Origin of the sequence: Janibacter cremeus (assembly GCF_029395675.1) — a bacterium.
Taxonomy (GTDB): Bacteria; Actinomycetota; Actinomycetes; order Actinomycetales; family Dermatophilaceae; genus Janibacter; species Janibacter cremeus_A.
Genome location: NZ_CP115184.1, coordinates 2169800 through 2191047 on the forward strand (window position 1 = coordinate 2169800; position 21248 = coordinate 2191047).

At 72.3% G+C, this 21248-nt stretch carries 21 protein-coding genes; 15 read left to right on the forward strand and 6 right to left on the reverse strand.

Annotated features, from left to right (window positions below; genetic code table 11):
- The first annotated feature begins 4 nt into the window (after window positions 1-4).
- From cydB to cydC, 3 genes are read left to right on the forward strand one after another with little or no spacing between them, the layout of a single operon-like run.
- Entirely contained in the window at window positions 5-1099 is a 1095-nt protein-coding gene (gene cydB, locus O9K63_RS10190) for a cytochrome d ubiquinol oxidase subunit II (protein ID WP_277237571.1), read from the forward strand.
- Complete coding sequence (cydD, locus tag O9K63_RS10195; RefSeq protein WP_277237572.1) at window positions 1096-2718, forward strand: thiol reductant ABC exporter subunit CydD; 1623 nt, start codon at window positions 1096-1098, stop codon at window positions 2716-2718. Before cydB ends, cydD begins: the two co-directional genes overlap by 4 nt.
- Window positions 2715-4358, forward strand: coding sequence for a thiol reductant ABC exporter subunit CydC (gene cydC, locus O9K63_RS10200; RefSeq protein ID WP_277237573.1), 1644 nt, complete (start codon window positions 2715-2717; stop codon window positions 4356-4358). Before cydD ends, cydC begins: the two co-directional genes overlap by 4 nt.
- Before the next feature lie 17 nt (window positions 4359-4375).
- Here the strand turns inward: cydC and O9K63_RS10205 are convergent, their stop codons facing one another.
- Window positions 4376-4939 carry a L,D-transpeptidase family protein gene (locus O9K63_RS10205; protein ID WP_277237574.1) on the reverse strand — a complete coding sequence of 188 codons (564 nt, stop codon included), beginning with the start codon at window positions 4937-4939 and terminating at the stop codon, window positions 4376-4378.
- A 43-nt stretch (window positions 4940-4982) separates the two neighbouring features.
- On the opposite strand from O9K63_RS10205, the gene O9K63_RS10210 reads away from it, so the two are divergent.
- From O9K63_RS10210 to O9K63_RS10265, 12 genes are all read left to right on the forward strand, one after another.
- Complete coding sequence (locus tag O9K63_RS10210; protein WP_277237575.1) at window positions 4983-5447, forward strand: hypothetical protein; 465 nt, start codon at window positions 4983-4985, stop codon at window positions 5445-5447.
- Between the two features lie 313 nt (window positions 5448-5760).
- Window positions 5761-6033 (forward strand): hypothetical protein, encoded by a 273-nt coding sequence (locus tag O9K63_RS10215; RefSeq protein ID WP_277237576.1) that lies wholly within the window; start codon window positions 5761-5763, stop codon window positions 6031-6033.
- Between the two features lie 236 nt (window positions 6034-6269).
- Complete coding sequence (locus tag O9K63_RS10220; RefSeq protein ID WP_277237577.1) at window positions 6270-6809, forward strand: NADPH-dependent FMN reductase; 540 nt, start codon at window positions 6270-6272, stop codon at window positions 6807-6809.
- A gap of 111 nt (window positions 6810-6920) precedes the next feature.
- On the forward strand, window positions 6921-7535 hold the full coding sequence (locus O9K63_RS10225) for a TetR/AcrR family transcriptional regulator (RefSeq protein WP_277237578.1): 615 nt from the start codon (window positions 6921-6923) through the stop codon (window positions 7533-7535).
- 66 nt (window positions 7536-7601) lie between these two features.
- Window positions 7602-9899, forward strand: coding sequence for an MMPL family transporter (locus O9K63_RS10230; RefSeq protein WP_277237579.1), 2298 nt, complete (start codon window positions 7602-7604; stop codon window positions 9897-9899).
- 121 nt (window positions 9900-10020) lie between these two features.
- Window positions 10021-11058 carry a 2-dehydropantoate 2-reductase gene (locus O9K63_RS10235; RefSeq protein WP_277237580.1) on the forward strand — a complete coding sequence of 346 codons (1038 nt, stop codon included), beginning with the start codon at window positions 10021-10023 and terminating at the stop codon, window positions 11056-11058.
- Between the two features lie 118 nt (window positions 11059-11176).
- A complete protein-coding gene (locus O9K63_RS10240) occupies window positions 11177-11680 on the forward strand; it encodes a low molecular weight protein-tyrosine-phosphatase (RefSeq protein WP_277237581.1) in 504 nt (167 codons plus the stop codon).
- A gap of 73 nt (window positions 11681-11753) precedes the next feature.
- A complete protein-coding gene (locus O9K63_RS10245; protein WP_277237582.1) occupies window positions 11754-12416 on the forward strand; it encodes a hypothetical protein in 663 nt (220 codons plus the stop codon).
- A 67-nt stretch (window positions 12417-12483) separates the two neighbouring features.
- Window positions 12484-13905, forward strand: a complete 1422-nt coding sequence (gene purB, locus O9K63_RS10250) for an adenylosuccinate lyase (protein WP_277237583.1) — start codon at window positions 12484-12486, stop codon at window positions 13903-13905.
- The gene (locus O9K63_RS10255) at window positions 13902-14474 is read left to right on the forward strand and encodes a biotin transporter BioY (protein ID WP_277237584.1); all 573 of its coding nucleotides are present in this window, start codon (window positions 13902-13904) and stop codon (window positions 14472-14474) included. Before purB ends, O9K63_RS10255 begins: the two co-directional genes overlap by 4 nt.
- Window positions 14475-14500: 26 nt before the next feature.
- Entirely contained in the window at window positions 14501-15172 is a 672-nt protein-coding gene (locus tag O9K63_RS10260) for an energy-coupling factor ABC transporter ATP-binding protein (RefSeq protein ID WP_277237585.1), read from the forward strand.
- Window positions 15169-15789, forward strand: a complete 621-nt coding sequence (locus O9K63_RS10265) for an energy-coupling factor transporter transmembrane component T family protein (RefSeq protein ID WP_277237586.1) — start codon at window positions 15169-15171, stop codon at window positions 15787-15789. The genes O9K63_RS10260 and O9K63_RS10265 overlap by 4 nt, the downstream gene beginning before the upstream one ends.
- Window positions 15790-15845: 56 nt before the next feature.
- Here O9K63_RS10265 and O9K63_RS10270 read toward each other — a convergent pair whose 3' ends face one another.
- Genes O9K63_RS10270 through cpaB form a run of 5 tightly spaced genes read right to left on the reverse strand, consistent with a single transcriptional unit; the run spans window position 15846 to window position 21237 of the window.
- Window positions 15846-16733 carry a type II secretion system F family protein gene (locus O9K63_RS10270; RefSeq protein WP_277237587.1) on the reverse strand — a complete coding sequence of 296 codons (888 nt, stop codon included), beginning with the start codon at window positions 16731-16733 and terminating at the stop codon, window positions 15846-15848.
- 31 nt (window positions 16734-16764) lie between these two features.
- A complete protein-coding gene (locus O9K63_RS10275) occupies window positions 16765-17712 on the reverse strand; it encodes a type II secretion system F family protein (protein WP_277237588.1) in 948 nt (315 codons plus the stop codon).
- Entirely contained in the window at window positions 17709-19292 is a 1584-nt protein-coding gene (locus O9K63_RS10280; protein ID WP_277237589.1) for an ATPase, T2SS/T4P/T4SS family, read from the reverse strand. Before O9K63_RS10280 ends, O9K63_RS10275 begins: the two co-directional genes overlap by 4 nt.
- Window positions 19289-20500, reverse strand: a complete 1212-nt coding sequence (locus tag O9K63_RS10285; protein WP_277237590.1) for an AAA family ATPase — start codon at window positions 20498-20500, stop codon at window positions 19289-19291. Before O9K63_RS10285 ends, O9K63_RS10280 begins: the two co-directional genes overlap by 4 nt.
- Entirely contained in the window at window positions 20497-21237 is a 741-nt protein-coding gene (cpaB, locus tag O9K63_RS10290) for a Flp pilus assembly protein CpaB (RefSeq protein ID WP_277237591.1), read from the reverse strand. Before cpaB ends, O9K63_RS10285 begins: the two co-directional genes overlap by 4 nt.
- Between the last annotated feature and the right edge of the window lie 11 nt (window positions 21238-21248).

Consider the following 21248-nt stretch of genomic DNA (forward strand, 5'->3'; position numbering starts at 1 on the left):
CGCCATGGACCTCGTCCTCATCTGGTTCGTCCTCATCGCCGTCCTGTGGACCGGCTACCTCGTGCTCGAGGGCTTCGACTTCGGTGTCGGCATGCTGCTGCCCCTCCTCGCACGTGACCGGGGCCCCGGGTCCGCACCCGCGGTCCCCGGCCAGCGGTCCACGAGCAGCGAGGACCGCCGCCGCACCCTGCTGACCACGATCGGCCCCCACTGGGACGGCAACGAGGTCTGGCTGCTCACCGCGGGCGGGGCGACCTTCGCCGCCTTCCCGCACTGGTACGCGACGATGTTCTCGGGGATGTACCTGCCGCTGCTGCTCCTGCTCGTGACGCTCATCCTGCGCAACATGGGGCTGGAGTACCGGCACAAGCGCACCGATGCCGCGTGGGTGCGCCGATGGGACGTGGCGATCGTCGGCGGGTCGGTCATCGCCCCCTTCGTCGTCGGCGTGGCGCTGACCAACCTCGTCGTCGGGATGCCGATGAGCGAGCACCTCTCCGGCACAACGGCGTACACCGAGTTCTCCGGGTCGGTCCTCGACCTCTTCACCCCGGTCACGCTGCTCGGTGGGCTCGCCCTGACCGCGCTGTGCCTGACCCACGGCGCCCACTTCGTCGCGCTGAAGACCAGCGGTCCGCTGCGGCAGGAGTCGCGCACCCTCGCCAGGCTCGCGGGGGCCGTGGCGGCCGCGCTCTCGGTCGTGCTGCTCCTCGTCCTCGGCGCCGACCGCGGCACCGTGGCCTCGTGGGTGGCCGCGGGCGTCGCCGTCGTCGCGCTCGTCGTGGCGATCGCGGCCAACACGAAGGGGGCGGAGCGCCTCGCCTTCGTCGGCTCCTCCACGACGATCGCGATGGTCGTCGTCGGGTACTTCCTCATGCTCTCGCCCAATGCCATCAACGGTCGCGACGCCGGCCCGGCGCTCACGCTCGAGGCGGCGGCAAGCTCGTCGATGACGCTGACGATCATGACCTGGGCGGCGCTGGTCTTCACGCCGATCATGCTCGGGTACACCGTCTGGAGCTATTGGATCTTCCGGCGTCGGCTCTCGGTCGACCACATGGCCCGCCCGGACACCCGCACGGAGGAGATGGTGGGGTGAGGCCCTTCGACCCCCGGGTCCTCCGCGTCGCACCGGCCACCCGCGCACCGATCGCAGCGCTGGGTGCCATCGGCGTCGCCCAGGGTGTGGCGACGATCGCCACGGCGTTCGCCCTCGCGCACCTGGTGGTGGCGGTCGTCCGTGGCGAGCCGCTCGTGGGGCCGCTCGTGTGGACCGGGGGGCTCTTCGCGGTCCGTGCCGTGCTCGGGGCGCTGTCGGAGCGGATCGCCGCTGCTGCAGGGGCGCTCGTCGCCACGCAGCTGCGCGACCAGCTCCTCGACGCGTGGTCGCGGCGCACGGTCGAGGAGCGGCCACCCCGTGATCGGGCGCTGACCCTGGCGACGCAGGGCACGAGCGCCGTCGAGCCCTACATCGCGAAGTACCTGCCGGCACTCATCGCGGCCGCGGTCGTGCCGGCACTCGCCATCGGCTGCCTGCTGCTCGTCGACTGGCCGAGCGCCGTGGTGGTCATCCTCACCGTGCCGCTGCTGCCGCTCTTCGCCGCGCTCATCGGGGCGACGACGCAGGAGGACACCGACCGCAGGTGGCACGCGCTGAGCGACCTCTCCGGGCACTTCCTCGACGTGATGCGCGGCCTGCCCACCCTCGTCAGCTACGGCCGGGCGACGCGTCAGGTCACGACGATCAGCGCCGTCAGCCAGCGGCACCGGCGGGCGACGATGCGCACGCTGCGGCTGGCCTTCCTCTCCGCGGCCGCGCTGGAGCTGCTCGCGACGATCTCGGTGGCGATCGTGGCCGTCGTCGTCGGGCTGCGCCTGACCACCGGCTCGATGGAGCTGCTCGTCGCGCTGACCGCGATCCTCCTTGCGCCGGAGGCGTTCTGGCCGATCCGGCGGGTGGGTACCGAGTTCCACTCCGCCGCGGACGGATCGGCGGCCCTGTCGACGATCCTCGCCGAGCTCGAGGCGGGCGAAGGGAGGCCACACCTCCCTGCGGACACGCGGGTTGGTGCGCACGACCATGGGGAGGTGCGGCTGGTCGGGGTCGGATACGCCCACCCCGGCGCCGGGCGCCGGGTGCTCGGCGACGTCGACCTCACCGCCACCGGACCCGGTCTGACCGTGGTCACCGGGCCGTCCGGGTGCGGCAAGACCACCCTGCTCGAGGTCATCACCGGCACGCGCGCCCCGGACCGCGGCACGGTCGTCACGCCGCAGGTGCACCTGGTGACCCAGCGGCCCTTCCTCGGCGCGGGGACCATCCGCGCGAACCTCACCATCGGTGGCCCGCAGACCAACCAGGCCCTGTGGCAGGCGCTGCGCACGGTCGGCATGGACGGTGCCGTCGCCGCCCTGCCGGAGGGGCTCGACACCACCATCGGGGATGACGGCTTCGGCCTGTCGGCAGGGCAACGCTCCCGTCTCGTCCTCGCCCGTGCGCTGCTGTCGACCGCGCCCGTCGTGCTGCTCGACGAACCCACCGCCCACGTCGACCCCGACTCCACCGCCGTGCTCGGTGCCGTGATCACCGAGCTCGCCCGTACCCGCACGGTCATCGCCGTCAGCCACCAGCCCGAGCTGGTCAGCCGCGCGGACCAGCACATCGACCTCGGTGCGGTGGCGACCGACGCGCCCGGTGAGGCGGTGGTGTCCCGGTGATCCGCCCCCTTCGCCTCACGCCCGGGCTGCTCGTCGCCGGCCTCCTCGGCGGGGTCGCGACCGCCTCCGGCATCGCGCTCACGACCACCTCCGGGTGGCTCATCGTGCGCGCCGACGAGGGCCCGCAGATCATGCTGCTGCTCACGGCGATCGTCGCGGTGCGCACCTTCGGCCTGGCGCGGCCGGTCTTCCGGTACTGGGAGCGGCTGCGCAGCCATGACGCCGCCCTGGCCGACCTCGCCGAGGCGCGTACCCGCACCTATGCCGATCTCGTCCCGCTCACCCCCGCCCGGCTCGGCTCGCGCGGCCGCGCCGACGTCCTCACCGGCGTGGTCGACGACCTGACCGACGTCGTCGAGGCGTCCGTGCGCGTCACGGTCCCGGCGCTGTCCGCCCTGCTCGCGGGGGTCGGGGCGGCGGTGCTCACCGTGCTCGTCGACGCCCGGGTCGGTCTGACGCTCGCGGCGATGCTCCTGGCCACGGCCGGCGTCGCCGTCCTCGCCGACCGCCTCGAGGCACGCTCCCAGGCACGGGTCCTCGCAGCCCGCGCCGAGGTCGCCCGGGTGGCCCAGCTGACCACCGACCACGCCGACGAGCTGCGCTCCATCGGCGGCACCGACACCGCCACCGGGTGGTTGCGCACCGCGCACGAGGCGTTGCGCGACAGCGTTGCCCGTCAGTCCCGCGGCCGCTCGCTCAGCGCCGCCGCCGTGCTCGTGATCACCGGGGCGGCGACCCTGGCGAGCGCGGCCTTCGCCGCCACCTCGACGGCGAGCGACCCGGTCCGCGCCCTCCTCGTCCTCGCCCCCGTCGCCGTCGGCGAGACGCTCGGTGTCCTCACCGACGCCACCCGTGCGCTCGCCCGGGCCCGCGCCTGCGCGGAGCGCCTCGACGACCTGCGCAACCGGGTCCCGGCCGTGACCGACCCGGCCGGGGCGGACCCCCTTCGCGTGGAAGGGATCCCGCGGCTGCGGCTGAGCGGGCTCACCGCGGGCTGGCACCCCGGGCGCACCGACATCGGGCCGCTCGACCTCACCATCGGCCCCGGCGAGCGGATCGCGATCACCGGGCCGAACGGCAGCGGCAAGTCCACCCTCCTGGCGGTCCTCGCCCGCCACCTCGACCCGACGGCGGGCAGCTACACGGTCGACGGCACCGACGTCACGAAGGCCCCGTTGGAGGACGTGCGGGCACTCTTCGCCCTCGTCGACGACGAGCCGCACGTCCTCGCGGGCAGCCTCCGCGCCAACCTGGCCCTCGCCGCCCCCGAGGCCGACGACGCGCAGCTGGTCTCCGCCCTTCGCCGGGCAGGTCTCGGTGGGTGGCTCGACGACCTCCCCGACGGCCTCGACACCCGGCTGGGCGCCGGCGGCACCGGCGTCTCCGGGGGCGAGCGGACGAGGCTGTCGATCGCCCGCGCCATCGCCAGCGGTCGGCCGGTCATCCTGCTCGACGAGCCGGTCGCCCACCTCGACCACCCGACCGCCACGGCGGTCATCACCGACCTGCTCGAGCACGCGGGCGACCGCTCGGTGGTCATGGTGACCCACCACGGCGTCGGTCTGGAGCGGATGGACCGCATCGTGACCACGACGAGCGAAGGGAGGACCAGCCATGCCGAAGCACGCATCCCTGGGTGACCCCGAGCAGCGGCGGGTCAGTGCACGACGACGGTGGTCCCGAGGGGCATGAGGTCCTGCGACCAGATCAGGTCCATGGCCGGATTGCTCACGCGCGCGCACCCGTGCGAGGCGGGGTAGCCCGGGACCGACCCGAGGCCGTGGACGGCGATGCCCCGGTTGAAGTAGCGCGGCCGGTAGAGCGTGCCCAGCTTGGCCTCGTCCCACCCGTCGACGAAGCGGAAGACCGAGAACGTCCCGGGCCGCGTGGTCGCGATGGCAGGTGTGCCCTGCGAGGAGATGTACCGCTCCCCCGAGCCGGTGCTCGTGTGCAGGACGTACTTCACGGCGCCGCCGCGGACGACGAGCAGCACCTGGCGGGCGAGGTCCACCTCGATGCGGTTGGCGGGTCCACCGTGGACGGGCGGCCGCACGCCTCGCTCGAGCGCGGACAGCGTGCGCGGCCCGGCGAGGCCGTCGCGGCCCAGGCCGGCGGAGCCCTGCAACGCCATGACGGCCTGGGTCGTCAGGTGCCCGTAGCCACCGTCGGGGGTCCCCAGCCAGTACCCGAGGGAGGACAGCTGCCGCTGCAGCTCGAGCACCGCGGGACCGGAGTCGCCGGGGCGCAGGGTGGTCTCCTCGGGCGTGGGCTCCGGCGTCGGCTCCGGCGTGGGGGTCGGCTCGGGGCTCGGTGGCGGGGTCGACGGCTCTTGGGTGGGCGTCGGCTCGGCGGTGGGTGTCGTGGTGCTCGGCTCCGACGTCGTGGGCGTCGGCGTCGTGGGCGTCGGCGTCGTGGGCGTCGGCGTCGTGGGCGTCGGCGTCGGTGGGGCCGTCGGCTCGGGTGAGGTGGTCGTGGTGCGCGTGGAGGGCTGCGTGGAGGAGCTCGTGGTGGTGGACGACGAGCTGGTGGACGACGACGAGCTCCTCGTCGTCTGCTCGCTCGGGGACGTGCTCGTCGAGCTCGTCGGCTCGGGGTCGCGTGCCTCCGGCGCCCCCTGCGCGCCGCACCCCGCGAGCAGCGCTGCCGTCGCGAGCGCTGCCGCCGCCCTGCTGGTCCGCATCGTCATGTGTCCTCGTACCCCTCGTCCTCGTCCGCGTGCAGTCTCCTGACCCCGGACGCCCTCTCCCCCGCCCTTGTTGCGTGTCGCCGCAGACTGTGACCGTTGCGTGACCCGCGCCCACGGTCGGGGGCGAGCGGGGGCAGGGGCACGGTTCGCAATCCCCTCGTCGCGCACTATCCTCGCTACGCCGGTGTGTTACCGGGCTCACGCTCGGCGGCCCCGGCGCGAAGGACGACCGGCTCGGTGGACCCCTGCCGTGATCGTCGACAACGCCCTCGCCACACACGGGCTTGCCCCGAGGAGGACCACGCTGTGCTTGATGACCTGCAGATGACGCACTCGTCCCTGGACGTGAGCCTGTGATGAGCGACCTGCCCGCTGCCGGCGACTCCGGCTGGAGCGACCCCGACACGCTCGGCGCGATCCCTCCGGTCCGCACCATCACCTACTGCGGCCACTGCGGTGAGTCGGCATCGAAGAAGAGCCACGTGCTCTGCCGCCAGCGCCTCGAGCAGGGTCCGCCGCAGTACTGCCCGACCTGCCGGCGCCGCCTGACGGTGAACGAGACCGGGGAGGGCTGGGTCGCCCAGTGCAAGAAGCACGGGGAGACGTCCGGGACGATCACGCGGGCCTGAGGCAGACCAGTTCTGCATACTTGTGCCCTACCTCGTGTGGTGGGATGCATCCCGTGACATGAGGTAGGGCACAAGCCCCGACGCACGCGGGGCGAAGGGGGGAAGCCCCCCCTTCCCCCTGCTCAGCCGCGCGGACGGAATCACCCCAGCACCCCGGCGTTCGGTCAGATGGTTGAACTTGCTACTATTTTTGTTGAACCTTCATCTTCACTGACCACCCCACAAGGGAGCCTCGTATGAACGTCATCGTCCTCGTCGGCAGCCTCCGCGCCGACTCCACGAACCGCCAGCTCGCCCAGAACGCGATCGCCCAGCTCCCCGAGGGCAGCACCGCCCGGGTCTTCGACCGCGTCGCCGAGCTGCCGCACTACTCCGAGGACCTGGACGCCGAGGGTCGCGCCCCGGCCGTCGCCGAGGAGCTGCGCGGCGCCATCGCGGACGCCGACGCACTGATCGCCGTGACGCCGGAGTACAACGGCACCCTCTCGAGCGTCATGAAGAACGCCATCGACTGGGCCTCACGCCCCTACGGCCAGGCCTGCGTCACCGGCAAGCGCACCATCGTGCTCGCGGCCTCCGGCTCCCCGTACGCCGCGAAGTGGGCCCGCACCGACGCCGTGCGCGCCCTCCAGGGCGCCGGCGCCGACGTCGTCGAGGACACCTTCGGGGTGGGGACCTCCCACGAGGCCTTCGTCGACGGCACGCTGGTCGACGCCGAGGCCCTCGCCGAGCTGCGGGCCCTCGTCGGCCGCCTCGCCCCCGCCCCCGTCGCCTGACGCACCGCACCGCTTGACCGAAGGGCCGTCGTCCACCGCGGACGGCGGCCCTTCGGGTTGTCTGCCGCAGACGATTTTGCACCATCGGCGAGATAGTGCAGAATGCACTCCATGGCGAATAGTGCAACCCTGGGGCGTCGGCAGACGATCATCGCCGCCGCCCAGCGCCTGGCCGTCAAGCGCGGCTACTCCGGCTTTACCGTCGAGGACCTCGCTGCCGCGGTGGGGTGCTCGCGCCGCACCCTCTTCAACCACGTCTCCTCGAAGGAGGAGGCCGTCCTCGGCGTCCTCCCCGAGATCACCGAGGAGCAGGTCGGCGTCCTGCGCGCCGGCGGCCCGACCGGCGACCTCGTCGAGGACCTCGTCGCGACGATCATCGACTGCCTCGGCGGCGACGACGCGACGGCCGAGGACTGGCAGCGCCTCCAGGACGTCGTGCGCCGCAACCCCGAGCTGCTCGTGCGGGTCCAGGACCACCTCGACGAGCTGCGCGACTCGCTCGTCACCCACCTCGCCGCCCGCGACGGCGTCAGCGAGGAGCAGGCCCGCATCACCCTGTCCGTCACCGCCGCCGTCGTCGGCCTGGCCGTCGAGGGCCTCATCGAGGACCCCGGCGCCGGCAGCCTGCGCGAGCGCACCCACCACAACCTCGCCCTCGCCCGGGAGGTCCTCTCCCCCGCGGGCCGGCCCGGCACCACCGCGCGCCGCTCCACGCAGCCCGGCTGACCCCCTTCGTCCTCCTCCGGCCCCGACGACGTGGCCACCACCCACACGCCCCGAAAGGCACCCACCATGGCCCACGCCCTCTACCGGCTCGGGCGGCTCGCGCACCGGCGCTGGCCCGCCTTCCTCGTCGGTTGGCTCCTCGTCCTCGTCGCCATCGGCGGCGTCGCCACGACGATTGCCAAGCCGATGTCCGACTCCTTCACCATCCCGGGGATCCCCTCCGAGCAGGCCATGGAGCTGCAGCAGGAGCTCTTCCCCGGCGCCGACGACCCGCTGACGACCCCCGCGGGCACCGTCGTCGTGGCCGCCCCGGAGGGCGAGCGGCTCTCCGACCCGGCCAACGCCAAGGCCGTGGAGAACCTCCTCACCGAGCTGCGCCAGGTGCCGCAGGCGGGCGACCCGGAGCAGTTCGTCAACCCCGTCGCCGCGGACCAGGGCGTGACCCAGCAGTACCTCGCGGCGGCGCAGGAGAACGGCACGCCGAAGGAGGTCGCCGAGGCCAACGCCGCGGTCGTCTCCCCGCTGTCCGAGGACGGACGGGCCGGCCTGATCCAGTGGACCTTCGACGCGAAGTCGGTCACCGACGTCGAGCCGGCCACCAAGGACGCCGTCCACGCGGCCGTCGAGGACGCCCGCGACGCCGGGCTCGAGGCCGCCGCCACCGGGTCCGGCCTCCAGGGCATGCCCGAGATGGGTGTCACGAGTGAGCTCATCGGGATCGGCGTGGCGCTGCTGGTGCTCGTGCTGACCTTCGGCTCGCTCGTCGCCGCCGGCCTGCCGATCCTCACCGCGCTCGTCGGTGTCGGCACCGGCGCGCTCGGCGTCGTCGGCGCGACCGCCTTCTTCGACCTGTCGACCACCACCCCGATCCTGGCCACGATGCTCGGCCTGGCCGTCGGCATCGACTACGCGCTCTTCATCCTCTCCCGCTACCGCACCGAGCTGCGGGAGACGGGCGACCGCGAGCACGCGATGGGTCTGGCGGTCGGCCGTGCGGGATCGGCCGTCGTCTTCGCCGGCCTGACGGTGATCATCGCGCTCGCCGCGCTCGCCGTCGTCAATATCCCCTTCCTCACCGCCATGGGCCTGGCGGCCGCGGGCACCGTCCTCGTCGCCGTGCTCGTCGCGCTGACCCTGCTGCCGGCGATCCTCGGCGCGCTGGGCGGGCGCGCCTTCGCCGGGCAGATCCGCAAGGACCGGATCGTCGAGGAGGGCGCCACCACCGACAACGGCGGCACCCGCTGGGCCCGCGCCATCGGCGCCCACCCGGTCGTGGCCGTGCTCGTCACGGTCCTCGCCCTCGGCGCCCTGGCCATCCCGGCCAAGGACCTCAGCCTCGCCCTGCCGACCGACTCGACCGCCGCGGAGGGCACCTCCCAGCGCGAGGCGGGCGACCTCATCGCCGAGCACTTCGGCGAGGGCCAGGAGGCCCGCATGGCGGTCGTCGTCGATGCCCGTGAGGTCGAGGACCCGCGTGCGGCCGGCGCCGCCTTCGGCGAGGTCGCGGCCGAGCTCGGCGCGCTCGACGGCGTGGCCAACGCCCAGGTCGTCGGCGTCAACGAGTCCGGGCAGGGCGGGCAGGTGCTCGTCACCCCCACCACCTCGGCGAGCGACCCCGCCACCGAGGAGCTGCTGCACGAGGTGCGCGACCGGGTCCCGCAGTTCGAGGAGGCGACCGGCACGACGATCGGCGTCACCGGCCTCAACGCGATCCAGGTGGACGTCTCGGAGAAGCTCCAGGACGCGCTCGTCCCCTACCTCGCGGTCGTCGTCGGGCTGGCCTTCGTGCTGCTGATGCTCGTCTTCCGCTCGGTCCTCGTGCCGCTCACCGCGACGCTGGGCTTCGTCCTGTCGACGCTGGCGACGCTCGGGGCGACCGTGCTCGTCTTCCAGGAGGGCCTCTTCGGCCTCGTCGACGGGGCCCCGCTGATCAGCTTCCTGCCGATCCTGATGATCGGGATCGTCTTCGGCCTGGCGATGGACTACCAGGTCTTCCTCGTCACCCGGATGCGTGAGGCGTACGTCCACGGGGACAGCGCCCACGAAGCGGTCGTCGACGGCTTCCGCCACGGGGCCCGGGTCGTCACGGCGGCCGCGGTGATCATGATCTCGGTCTTCGCCGCCTTCGTGCTGCAGCCGGACAACCTCATCAAGTCGATGGGCTTCGCGCTGGCGACCGCCGTCCTGCTCGACGCCTTCGTCGTGCGCATGGTGCTCATCCCGGCGCTGATGTACCTGCTGGGTGACCGGGCCTGGGCGATGCCGCGCTGGCTCGACCGTCTGCTGCCCGATGTCGACGTCGAGGGCGAGGCGCTGACCCGGCGCACGAGCGCGGCACCGGCCGAGGAGAGGGTGCCGGTCTAGACCTCCCGTCGCCCCTCATCCGCTACGTGTGCAGGTGGAGGGCGGAGGGGGGCCCGACACAGGCTGCGACGTGGATACGATCGGGCGGAGGACCACCGAGGCGTCAGGAGGGGGTGAGGCGGTGCGCCGCACGCGTGTCGCGATCATGGGAGCCGGCAGCATCGGCTGTCATCTCGGGGGCTGGCTCGCCTCCTCCAGCGACGTCACCCTCATCGGTCGCGCCCCGATCATCGACGCCATCGAGCAGCAGGGCCTGACGGTCAGCGACCTCAAGGGCCGCAGCCGCACCGTGCCGCCCGAGCGCGTGACCCTGGCGACCGAGGCCAGCGCCGTCGTCGACACCGACTACGTGCTGATGACCACCAAGAGCAGCGGCACCCTCCGGGCCACCCGGCAGATCGCGCCGTACCTCGACCACGACTCGGTGGTCGTCTCCTTCCAGAATGGCCTGCGCGCCGCATCGATGATCGACGAGGCACTCGGCTCGGCCTTCCCCAGCCGAGCCTCCCGTCCGCTCGCGCTGTCGGGGATGGTCCCCTTCAACGTCGTGCGCGTCGGCGAGACCCACTGGGCGCAGACGGTCAGCGGGCGGATGAAGGTCAAGGACCACCCGCGCATCGACCCCTTCATCCGGGCGGCCCACGGCGCCGGCCTGCAGATCGAGGTCGAGCCGGACATGCGTGGCGTCCTCTTCGGCAAGCTCCTGCTCAACCTCAACAACGCCGTCAACGCCCTCACCGGTGAGCCGCTGGCGGTCCAGCTGCGCGACCGCGACTGCCGCACCGTGCTCGCCGCCTGCCAGGAGGAGGCCCTCTTCCTCGCCAAGCGGCTCGGCGTGAGCCCGGCGGGGATGACACCGCTGCCACCGGCCCTCGTGCCCACGCTGCTGCGCGCCCCGAACCCGGTCTTCGCCGGGCTCTCGCGGGCATCCCTCAAGGTCGCGCCGGAGGCCCGCTCGTCGATGGCCGACGACCTGGCCGCGGGGCGCCCCACCGAGATCGACGAGATGCAGGGCGCGGTCGTCGCGCTGGCCGAGACCCACGGCACCACCGCCCCGGTGTGCGCCCGGGTCGTCGAGCTCGTCCGCGAGGCCGAGGCGGCCGGTCCCGACCGCCGCCGCTGGACCGGCGCGGAGCTGCGCCGCGCCGTCGGCCTGTGAGAGGCCCCGAGGACCGCCGGGTCGATGTATCGGCGAGCGCCGGGCGACGCGCGGACGCATCGACCGAGGAGACGACCCCCGAGTGGTTCTCCCCGGCCTCGTGGGCGACGATGTCCTCATGACGTATCGGATCACGGTGGTGTGCACGGGCAACATCTGCCGCTCGCCGATGGCCGAGTTCGTGCTGCGGGAGCGCTTCGAGGAGGCCGGTCTGTCCGACCAGGTCGTCATCGACTCGGCCGGGACGACCTCGTGGGAGGAGGGCAACCCGGCCGACCCGCGCACGATCGACGCGCTGGAGCGGCACGGGCACACCGGCGACTACTCGGGCCACCGCGCCCGCGTCTTCGACCGGCGCTCCTTCACCGATGTCGACCTCGTCCTGGCCGCCGACCACGAGCACTACTCGGTGCTGCGCCGGCTCGCGGCCGTGCCCGAGGCCCAGTCGAAGATCCGGATGATCCGGTCCTTCGACCCCACGAGGCCCAAGGGGCACGCCCTGTCGATCGACGACCCGTGGTACGGCGACGACGCCTCCTTCGACCGCACCTACGCCGAGGTCGTCGCGGCCGCCGACGGCGTCGTCGACTTCGTCCGTGAGCAGCTCGCGTCGCGCGACTGAGCGCTCGCGCGCGACGCGCCACGTCCAGCGGGCGCCCAGTTTCGTGTCAGACGGGGCGGGTAGCCTCGCTCGCATGCCACGCCGCCGGACCGCCACTGCCGCAAGCGCGCTGATCGCGTCCGCGGCACTGGCCCTCACCGCGTGCGGCGGTGACGCCAACGGGGGTCCCTCGTCGAGCTCCCCCTCCGAGACCAGCTCTTCCTCGTCGACCAGCAGCTCGACCTCCTCGTCGCCGACCTCGACCACCCCGACCGACCCGGCGACGCCCGACCCCTACGCGATCAACTGCAACCTGATCCCGCAGAAGGTCGTCGACCGATGGACGACCGACGGTGAGCCCGGGACGGTCGAGGCCACCGATGACGGCTGCCGCGTCGTCAGCTCAAGCCCCGAGGGAGCCCTGATGGTCCAGTGGCGCTACCTCGACGTGCCTGAGTCCTCCGACGACCAGGACCTGGTGCAGGACGTGAGCGAGTCGAGCGAGGCGGTCGAGATCGAGGAGGGCGTCACCGCCGTGCGCAGCGACTCCGACGTCGACCCGACCCGCAAGACGCGGCTCTACGTCACCTTCGACAACGGCCGCACGCTCTACGCCGAGGCGACGGCGACCCTCGACCGGCCGCGGACCATGCCGGAGCTGCACCGCATGACGAGCACGGTCGTCAGGACCTACGCCGACCAGCCGCCGCTGCCCACCCCGCCGGTCGACCCGGAGTCCTCCACGACCTCGAGCTGACCACCGCGACGCGGTGCCGCGCCCGACCGGGCGGGGGTCCCCCTTCGCCTGATGGGAAGATGTGCGCATGCAGAGCCTCGCTGACGCCACCCCCCAGATCGCCCTCGGTGCGCTCGACGGCCGCTACCGGCCCGCCGTCGCCCCGCTCATCGACCACCTGAGCGAGCCGGCGCTGAACCGGATGCGCGTGCACGTCGAGGTCGAGTGGCTGATCCACCTGACGACCCACCAGGTCGTCCCGGGCGTGCGCGCCCTGACCGGGGACGAGCAGGCCGCGCTGCGGCAGGTGGTCGAGGACTTCGGCCCCGAGGACATCGCCGAGATGGCCGCGACCGAGAAGGTCACGCAGCACGACGTCAAGGCCGTCGAGTACTTCCTCAAGCAGCGCCTCTCCCGGATCGTGCCGGATGCCCAGGACAGCGGCCTGGCCGAGTTGATCCACTTCTGCTGCACCAGCGAGGACATCAACAACCTCTCCTATGCCCTCATGGTCCAGGGCGCCGTGACGCGAGTGTGGCTGCCGCGCGCCGAGGAGCTGGTCGCCGCCCTGGCCGCCATGGCCGACGAGCTGCGCGAGGTGCCGCTGCTCGCGCACACCCACGGGCAGCCGGCGACGCCGACGACGATGGGCAAGGAACTGGCCGTGCTGGCGCACCGCCTGCAGCGCCAGCTGCGCCGCATCCGCGGCGCGGAATACCTCGGCAAGCTCAACGGCGCGACCGGCACCTACGGCGCCCACCTCGCGGCCGTCCCGGAGGCGGACTGGCCGCAGATCTCGCACGCCTTCGTCACCCACCTGGGCCTGACGTGGAACCCGCTGACCACGCAGATCGAGTCGCACGACTGGCAGGCCGAGGTCTACGCCGACATCGCCCGATTCAACCGCGTGCTGCACAACCTCTGCACCGACATGTGGAGCTACATCTCGATGGGCTACTTCGCCCAGGTGCGCGGGCAGGGCACGGTCGGCTCGAGCACGATGCCGCACAAGGTCAACCCGATCCGCTTCGAGAACGCCGAGGCCAACCTCGAGGTGAGCAACGCCCTGCTCGATGTGCTCGCGACGACGCTCGTGCAGTCCCGCCTGCAGCGCGACCTCACCGACAGCTCGATGCAGCGCAACATCGGCACCGCCCTGGGCCACTCGCTGCTCGCCCTGGACAACGCCAGCCGCGGGCTCGCCGGCCTGGACGCCGTGCCGGAGGCGATGGCCGCCGACCTCGACGCCAACTGGGAGGTGCTCGGCGAGCCGATCCAGTCGGTGATGCGGGCGCTCGGGGCCCAGGGCGTCGAGGGGATGGACGAGCCCTACGAGCGGCTGAAGGAGCTCACCCGCGGTCGGCGCATCGGCCAGCCGGAGCTCGTGGACTTCGTCCGCGGCCTCGGGCTGCCGGCCGAGGTGGAGGAGCGGCTCGCGGCGATGACCCCGCAGACCTACATCGGCCTGGCGCCGAGGCTCGTCGACATCGTCCAGCAGGACAACGCGTGAGCGCCGCGCCGCAGACCCACAGCGACTCCGCCGTCAAGGAGATCGCCTACGTCGCGGTCTTCGCGGCGCTCATCGTCGCGCTGACGCTCTTTCCCGCGATCGACATCGGTCCGGTGCCGATCACGCTGCAGACCTTCGCCGTCGCGCTCGCCGCGATGGTCCTCGGTGCGCGTCGGGGTGCGCTGACCGTGCTGACCTACCTGGCGCTCATCGCGATCGGCCTGCCCGTCGCCGCGGGGTACGTCGGTGGGCTCGGGGTCTTCGCCGGCCCGACCGGTGGCTTCCTCGTCGGCTTCGTCCCGACGGCGCTCGTCGTCGGGGCCCTCGCGACGTGGGCCGTGCGCCGCGAGGTCTCGGTGCTGCGGCTCGTGCTCGCCGGGATCGCGGGGATGCCGGTGCTCTACGTCCTCGGCACCGCGTGGTTGATGGCGGTGACCGGGATGGGCCTGGGCGCGGCGCTCGGTGCGGCCGTGCTGCCCTTCCTCGTCGGTGACGTGGTCAAGAACGTCCTCGCAGCGATCGTCGCCGCCGGTGCCCTGCGCGCGCTGCCCGACCTGCGCCGCCGCTGAGTCGGGCCCGAGCCGATCCTGCGCCGATGAGCATCCGATTCGAGGAGGTCCACCTCGACCTCGGGGACCGCACGGTGTTGCGTGGGATCGATGCCGAACTCACCGAGCGACGGGTCGGCGTCATCGGAGCGAACGGCTCGGGCAAGTCGAGCCTCGCCCGCACGATCAACGCGCTCGTGCGGCCGACCCGTGGTCGGGTGCTCCTGTCGGGCCGGGACGTGGCGCAGGATCCGAAGGGGGCCCGCCGCGCCGTGGGTTTCCTCTTCCCCGACGCGACCTCGCAGATCGTCATGCCGACGGTGCGTGAGGACCTCGCGTTCTCGGTGCGGGGACTGCCCCGCGCCGAGCGCGAGGCGAAGGTCGAGACGGCACTGGCCGACGCGGGTCTAACCGACCACGCCGACCACCCCTGCCATCTGCTCTCCTCGGGTCAGCAGCAGCAGTTGGCGCTGGCCGCGGTGCTGCTCGTCGACCCGGAGATCATCGTCGCCGACGAGCCGACGACCCTGCTCGACCTGCGCAACCAGCGCGCGGCCCGGGAGCGCTTCGCCGCGCTGCGCCAACAGCTGGTGCTGGTCACCCACCACCTGGAGCTGCTCGAGAACTTCGACCGGGTGCTGCTGATCGCCGACGGGGTGATCGCTGCGGACGGGGCACCGGCCGAGGTGATCGGGCACTACGAGCGGATGATGGCGTGAACCTCGTCGGTGTCTACCGCTCCGGTGACTCGTGGGCGCACCGGCTGCCCGCCGGGGTGAAGGTCCTCGCGCTCGTCGTCGTCACGATCGGGGCGCTGCTCATCTCCTCGCCGTGGGTCGCGCTCGGGCTGCTCGCGGCCTCGTTGCTCGCACTGCTGTCGACCGGGGTGCGGCTGCGCGCACTGGCCAAGCCGCTGCGCTTCGTCGGCATCGCCGCGGTCGTGCTCGCCGCGATCATGTGGTGGCAGCAGGGTCCGGGCGCCGCGACCGTGACGGTCGGGCGGCTGCTCTCCCTCGTGCTGCTGGCGTGGACCGTGTCGTTGACCACCCGGGTGAGCGAGATGCTCGCCACCCTGCAGCGCGGGCTCTCCCCGCTGCGACGGCTCGGCGTCAACACCGAGGTCATCGGCATGACCATCGCCCTGGCCGTGCGCAGCGTGCCGCTGCTCATGGCGACCGTCGAGACCGCCCAGCAGGCGCGGCGGGCGCGCGGGCGCGGGTGGTCGATCACCGCACTCGGGGTTCCTGTTGTCGTGCGGTCGGCGCGTGTCGCCGAGGAGCTGGGGGATGCCCTCATCGCGCGGGGGTATGACCCGGGCGAGCGCCGTGTTGACTGAACGACCACCCAACGCACCCGGGTGGTGGCCCGCGGGCCGCCCGATGAGCCTCCAGATCAGCTGAAGGCGACCATCATCTTCAACGCGACCGGACCCAGCAGCACGATGAAGAGCACCGGCAGGATGCACAACATCAGCGGGAAGATCACCTTGACCGGGATCTGCATGGCCTTCTCCTCGGCACGTTGGCGCCGTTTCATCCGCATCTCGGCTGCCTGCGTGCGCAGCACGTCGACCACGGCGACACCGTAGGCGTCGGCCTGGATGATCGAGCGTACGAAACGGCGCAGGTCGGGTACATCGGTCCGCTGGGCGAGCGCGTCGTAGGCATCCCGGCGGGACTGTCCGAGCTGGATGTCCTGCAGGGTGCGCACCAGCTCCTCAGCCAGCGGCCCCTCCCCGTTCTTCCCGGCCCGGGCCATGGCGGAGTCGAAGCCCAGTCCGGCCTCGACGGCGATCATCATCTGGTCCAGGGTGTCGGCCAACGACAGGGTGATCTCCTCGCGTCGTTCCAAGCCGCGGCTGTACAACAGCAGCTCGGGCACGAAATAGCACACCAGCGTGACCGCGAGCCCCAGGACGATCAGGAGCGGCTTGCTGGTCACGAGCAGGGTGACGAGCACGCCGAAGACCGGGAGGACCGTCTTGACGACGAGGAGCCTGTCGAGCTGCCAGGCCGCCGGGCGCCCCGCCCGTCCGTGCAGCAGGTCCAACCGCCTGATGACCCCTGTAGGAGTGAGTCGGCGGGCGAGCACGGGAAGGGCAGCGGCGGCGGGCTCCCGCGCCCCGTCGTCCTCTCCATCGGCGTCCTCGGTGGGGAGGCCGCGATGGAGATTGGTCACGACGCGTCGGCGGGTCACGTCCGGGCCGGCCACCACGGTCCAGACGAGCACGCCCAGGCAGAGGCCGGTGACGACGGCGGTCAGCAGGATGATCGGTGGCATGCTCGCCCTCCTTCCGGGTCCATGACGGCCATCAGAACTTGATGCGCGCGGTCTTGCGGAGCCACACGCCTCCGATGACGAACATCACGAGCGACAGGGCGAGCAGCCCGTAGCCGAGGAGGCTCTGCGTGAACGGAGCCAGATACGCGGGGTTGGTGAGCCAGAGGAAGCTCGCGATGCCGACCGGCAGGGCCATGAGGACGTAGACGGACATCTTCCCCTCTGCCGCCAGGACCTTGACCTGACGGCGGATCTGGTTGCGCTCGCGGATGGTGTGGCCGACGCCGTCGAGCACGTCGGCGAGGTTGCCGCCCACCTCACGGTTGATGACGATCGCCTGCGTGACCCAGTTGAAGTCCTCGCTGCCCATGCGTTCGGCGGTCTCGTCGAGGGCCTCGTTGAGCGGACGGCCCACTCGCGTCTCGTTGATGATGCGGGCGAACTCGGTCGAGGTCGGCTCCTCGGCCTCGGTGGCGACGGACGCCAGGGCCTGCAGGAGGCTGTGACCGGCCCGCAGGCTGGATGCCATGAGCTGGAGGGAGTCGTCGAGCTGGTCGGCGAACGCGACCCGGCGCCGGCTCGCCAGGACGCGGAGCGCGATCTTGGCGATGAGGGGGGCCGACACGGCCAGCGGGAGGGCGAGCAGCGGGCCCCCCAGGAGCAGGCCGATCGTCGCGGCGACCAGGGCACCGATGCCCACCAGGAAGGCGAAGTCCTGGACTCGCGTGGTCAGTCCGGCGTTCTCCAGAGCGGCAGCGATGCTGTTGTCGGCGCCACGGCGGCGAAGGATCGTGTCGACGAGTTTCGTCGCCGTGTCGGTCGCACCGGTCAGGGCACTGGGACGCGCGCTCGGCGGTCGCCGCCGATCCCTGGGCAGGCGTGCCGGTCCGGGGCTGAGCAGCAGGTAGGTCAGCACGAGGAGCGCGAGGGCGAGGGCGATCACACCCGGCCCGGCGCCAGACGTCAGGACCCGGGTCACCGGTAGGCACCGCTCTGGGGTGCACCGAAGACGCTCGGCGACAGGGTGATGCCCAAGTCGGCGAAGCGGTCGGTGAAAGTGGGTCGGATCCCGGTCGGCACCGGCTTGCCGAGGAACCGGCCGGAGGCGTCCACGCCGGCTGAGTAGTCGAAGAGGAAGGCGTCCTGGAGTGTGACGGTCTGCCCTTCCATGCCCTGCAGCTCGGTGACCGCGGTGACTCGACGGGTGCCGTCGCGCAGACGGGTCAGCTGGACGATCACGTCGACCGCGGATGCGATCTGCTCGCGGATGGCCCGCAGCGGCAGGTCCATGCCGGCCATGAGCACCAGGGTCTCCAGACGCGCCACGGCATCACGAGGTGAGTTCGCGTGCACGGTCGACAGCGAGCCGTCGTGGCCCGTGTTCATCGCCTGCAGCATGTCCAGGGTCTCCCCGCCGCGGACCTCGCCGACGACGATGCGGTCGGGGCGCATGCGCAGCGAGTTGCGCACCAGCTCGCGGATGCTGACCTCGCCCTTGCCCTCGATGTTGGACGGGCGGCTCTCCAGGCGCACGATGTGCTCCTGCTGCAGCTGCAGCTCCACCGCGTCCTCGATGGTGACGATCCGCTCCCCCTCGGGGATGAAGGAGGAGAGCACGTTCAGCAGGGTGGTCTTCCCCGTGCCGGTGCCACCGGAGACGATGATGTTCAGCCGTGCCTCGACGCAGGCCTGGAGCAGTTCTGCCATCTCGTGACTGAGGGTGCCGAACCCGATGAGGTCGTTGACCTTGAAGGGATCCTTGGCGAACTTGCGGATCGTCAGCGTCGAGCCGCTGAAGGCCAGCGGCGGGATGACCGCGTTGACGCGGGAGCCGTCGGCCAGCCGTGCGTCGACCAGTGGGGAGGACTCGTCGATCCGGCGACCGACCCGGGAGACGATGCGTTCGATCACCCGCCGCAGCTGCTCCTCGGAGGTGAACCGCGCATCGCTGCGGGTGAGCTTGCCCTGGTGCTCGACGTAGACCATCTCCGGGCCGTTGACCATGATCTCGGTGACCTCCGGGTCGTCGAGCAACCGCTGCAGCGGGCCGTGGCCGAGGACGTCGTCCTGCACCTCGCGGATCAGTCTGCGGCGCTCGTCGCCGGAGAGGGGCACCTTCTCCTCCTCCACGACGTGGTTCAGCTCGGTGCGCACGATCTGGTGGAGCTGGTCCTCACCCAGCGAGGGGTCGTTGAGTCGGGCGCCGATCCGCTCGAAGAGGGTCGCGGTGGCGCGGTCCTTCAGCTTGGTGAGCGCATCGCCGCCCGCCGAGACGGTGGCCGGCGACGTGCGGGGGGACTTCCCCGGGGACGTCTTCCGGGGCGAGGCGGGCGCGGTCGTCGCCCGGGCACTCGTGTCCTCCGCGCGCGTCTTCGCCGGCTGGGCCATCGCCGGTCGTGGCACGGATGGCGGGGCGCTCTCGCTCCCGCTCGCGCTCGGGGGGCTCGGGGCCACAGGCGGGATCACCGGGCGCTGCGGAGCGGCGGCGGAGCCCGGGACAGCGGGCCGCCCGCCGCCCTGCTGGTCACGTGCGGCCTGCAGGCGTTCGGACAGGTTCATCGTCCTCTCCTTCGTCCGTGACGGGGCGGGCGCGAGTCGGGGTCCGGCTGCGCGGTGACGGTCTCCGGGATCGTGAGTCGCTCGACGAGGCGTCGCAGCTGCTTCGTCACGGGGTCGCGTCCCCCCGACTGCAGGAGCGGCACCCCCTTGTTGGTCGCGACCCGGGTGGCAGGCGATACGGGAAGCCGGAGGTCGACCTTGGTGCCGATCGTGGCCTCCACGTCCGCGACCGACAGCCCCCCGCGCTTGTCAGCGAAATTGACGACGACGTGCCGGGCGGGAGTGAGCATCCCGAGCTCTGCCAACGTGTCCAGCTCCTTGCGCAGGCCCCGCACGCCCGGCACGTCCATGCTGGTCAGCAGGACGTGGTCGGTGGTTCGGTCCAGCGCGGCGAGAGTGTGCTCGGACAGACCCGGAGCGGTGTCGACGACGACGTAGCGGAACTCGAGAGAGAGCATCTGCAGCAGCTGCGACACGTCCTCGCTCGTGATCGTGTCGGCCGCGGCGGGCGAGGGCGGACCGCAGATGACATGCAGGCCCGTCTCGTGGAGGGTCAGGAAGGTCTTGAGGACCATCGAGTCGCGTGCCGCCGAGCCGTGGACGACGTCGGCCAGGGTGAACTCCGGGGCCAGGTCCAGGGCGGTGGCGACATCGCCGAACTGCGCGTCGAGATCGACGAGGACGGTGGAGTTGGGGGCGGTGCGCGCCAGCCCGACGGCCAGGTTGGTGGCCACGGTGGTCTTGCCCACGCCCCCCTTGGGGGAGAGCACGCTGATCACCCGTCCCGTCGCCGGTGGGGCGTCCGAGCTCGCGGGCGCGACGGTGTGCGCGAGTGCCTGCGCTGCGAGCGCGGCCCGGTCGAGGACGGACTGGATCTCGGCGATCTCGGCCTGCGGGTGGAGGATGTCGCGGACGCCGGCGCGCATGGCGGCCAGCCCGAGGTCGGGCCCGTGCTCGGCGACCAGGACCACGGCGATCTGCGGGCACTGCTCGTCCAGCAGCGTCGCCAGGTCGAGGGCGTGATCCACGGCCAGCTCGGCGTCCAGCACCACCACGTCCGGTGCGGGGGCGCCGTCGAGCTGGGCGAAGAGGTGCGCCGGGTTGCTCGGCAGGGGCGCCGGAGGCAACGGGAGGAATGCCCCTCCGGTCGCGGCGCGGAACCGGGCCTCCAGGTCCGCGGAGGCGGTGGCCAGTGCGATGCGGGTCATTTGTACAGGCTCTCCCGCGTCGCAACGGCGGCGCCGCTGGCGTCAGCCTTCGCACCCTCCAGCGAGAGCCAGATGCGCTCGTACTCGGCCGCGTAGACGACCTTCTCCGCCGCAGGCGCGTCGAGTGCCAGCGTGACCAAGATGGTCTCGGCCGGCGGTGCGGCAGCCGCCGGCTCGGCGGCTGGCTCGGCTGCCGGGTCAGCCGGCGGGGCCACCCCTCCCTGAACCCTGGTCACGAGTACGTTGTGGTCCATCAGGTGGGTCTTGCCGTCTTGGGCCTCACCCTCGAGCGAGACGAAGATGCCCACCTTCTCACCGGCGAGCAGATGACCACCGACCACACGGGTGCGGTCCAACCGGACGGTGATCTGGTGCATCCCGGCGGGTGCCTCGACCTCCCCCGCCGCGGCAAGCGCGTCAGGCTCGACGAAGCGATGGGCCGGCAGCTGCTCGCCGGTCGCCAGCTCGGTCTCGACGACCTGTCCCGAGACCTCGTCCAGGGAGGACAGGGCACCGGGCGCCTTCGCGGAGGCCGGAACCGTCTCGAGGGCCACCCGATCGGCCAGCTGGCCGGCCGACGTGCCCTTGGGGATCTCCTCGGTGACCACGAGCACCTTGACGGGTTCGAGGTCGGACATGGCGCGCTCGTCCGCACCGGCCACGTAGGAGACGATGACGAGGGTGCCGATGATGGTCAACACGAGGGCCACTGCTGCGGCGAGAAGACGACGGGACACGGGGGCGTTCC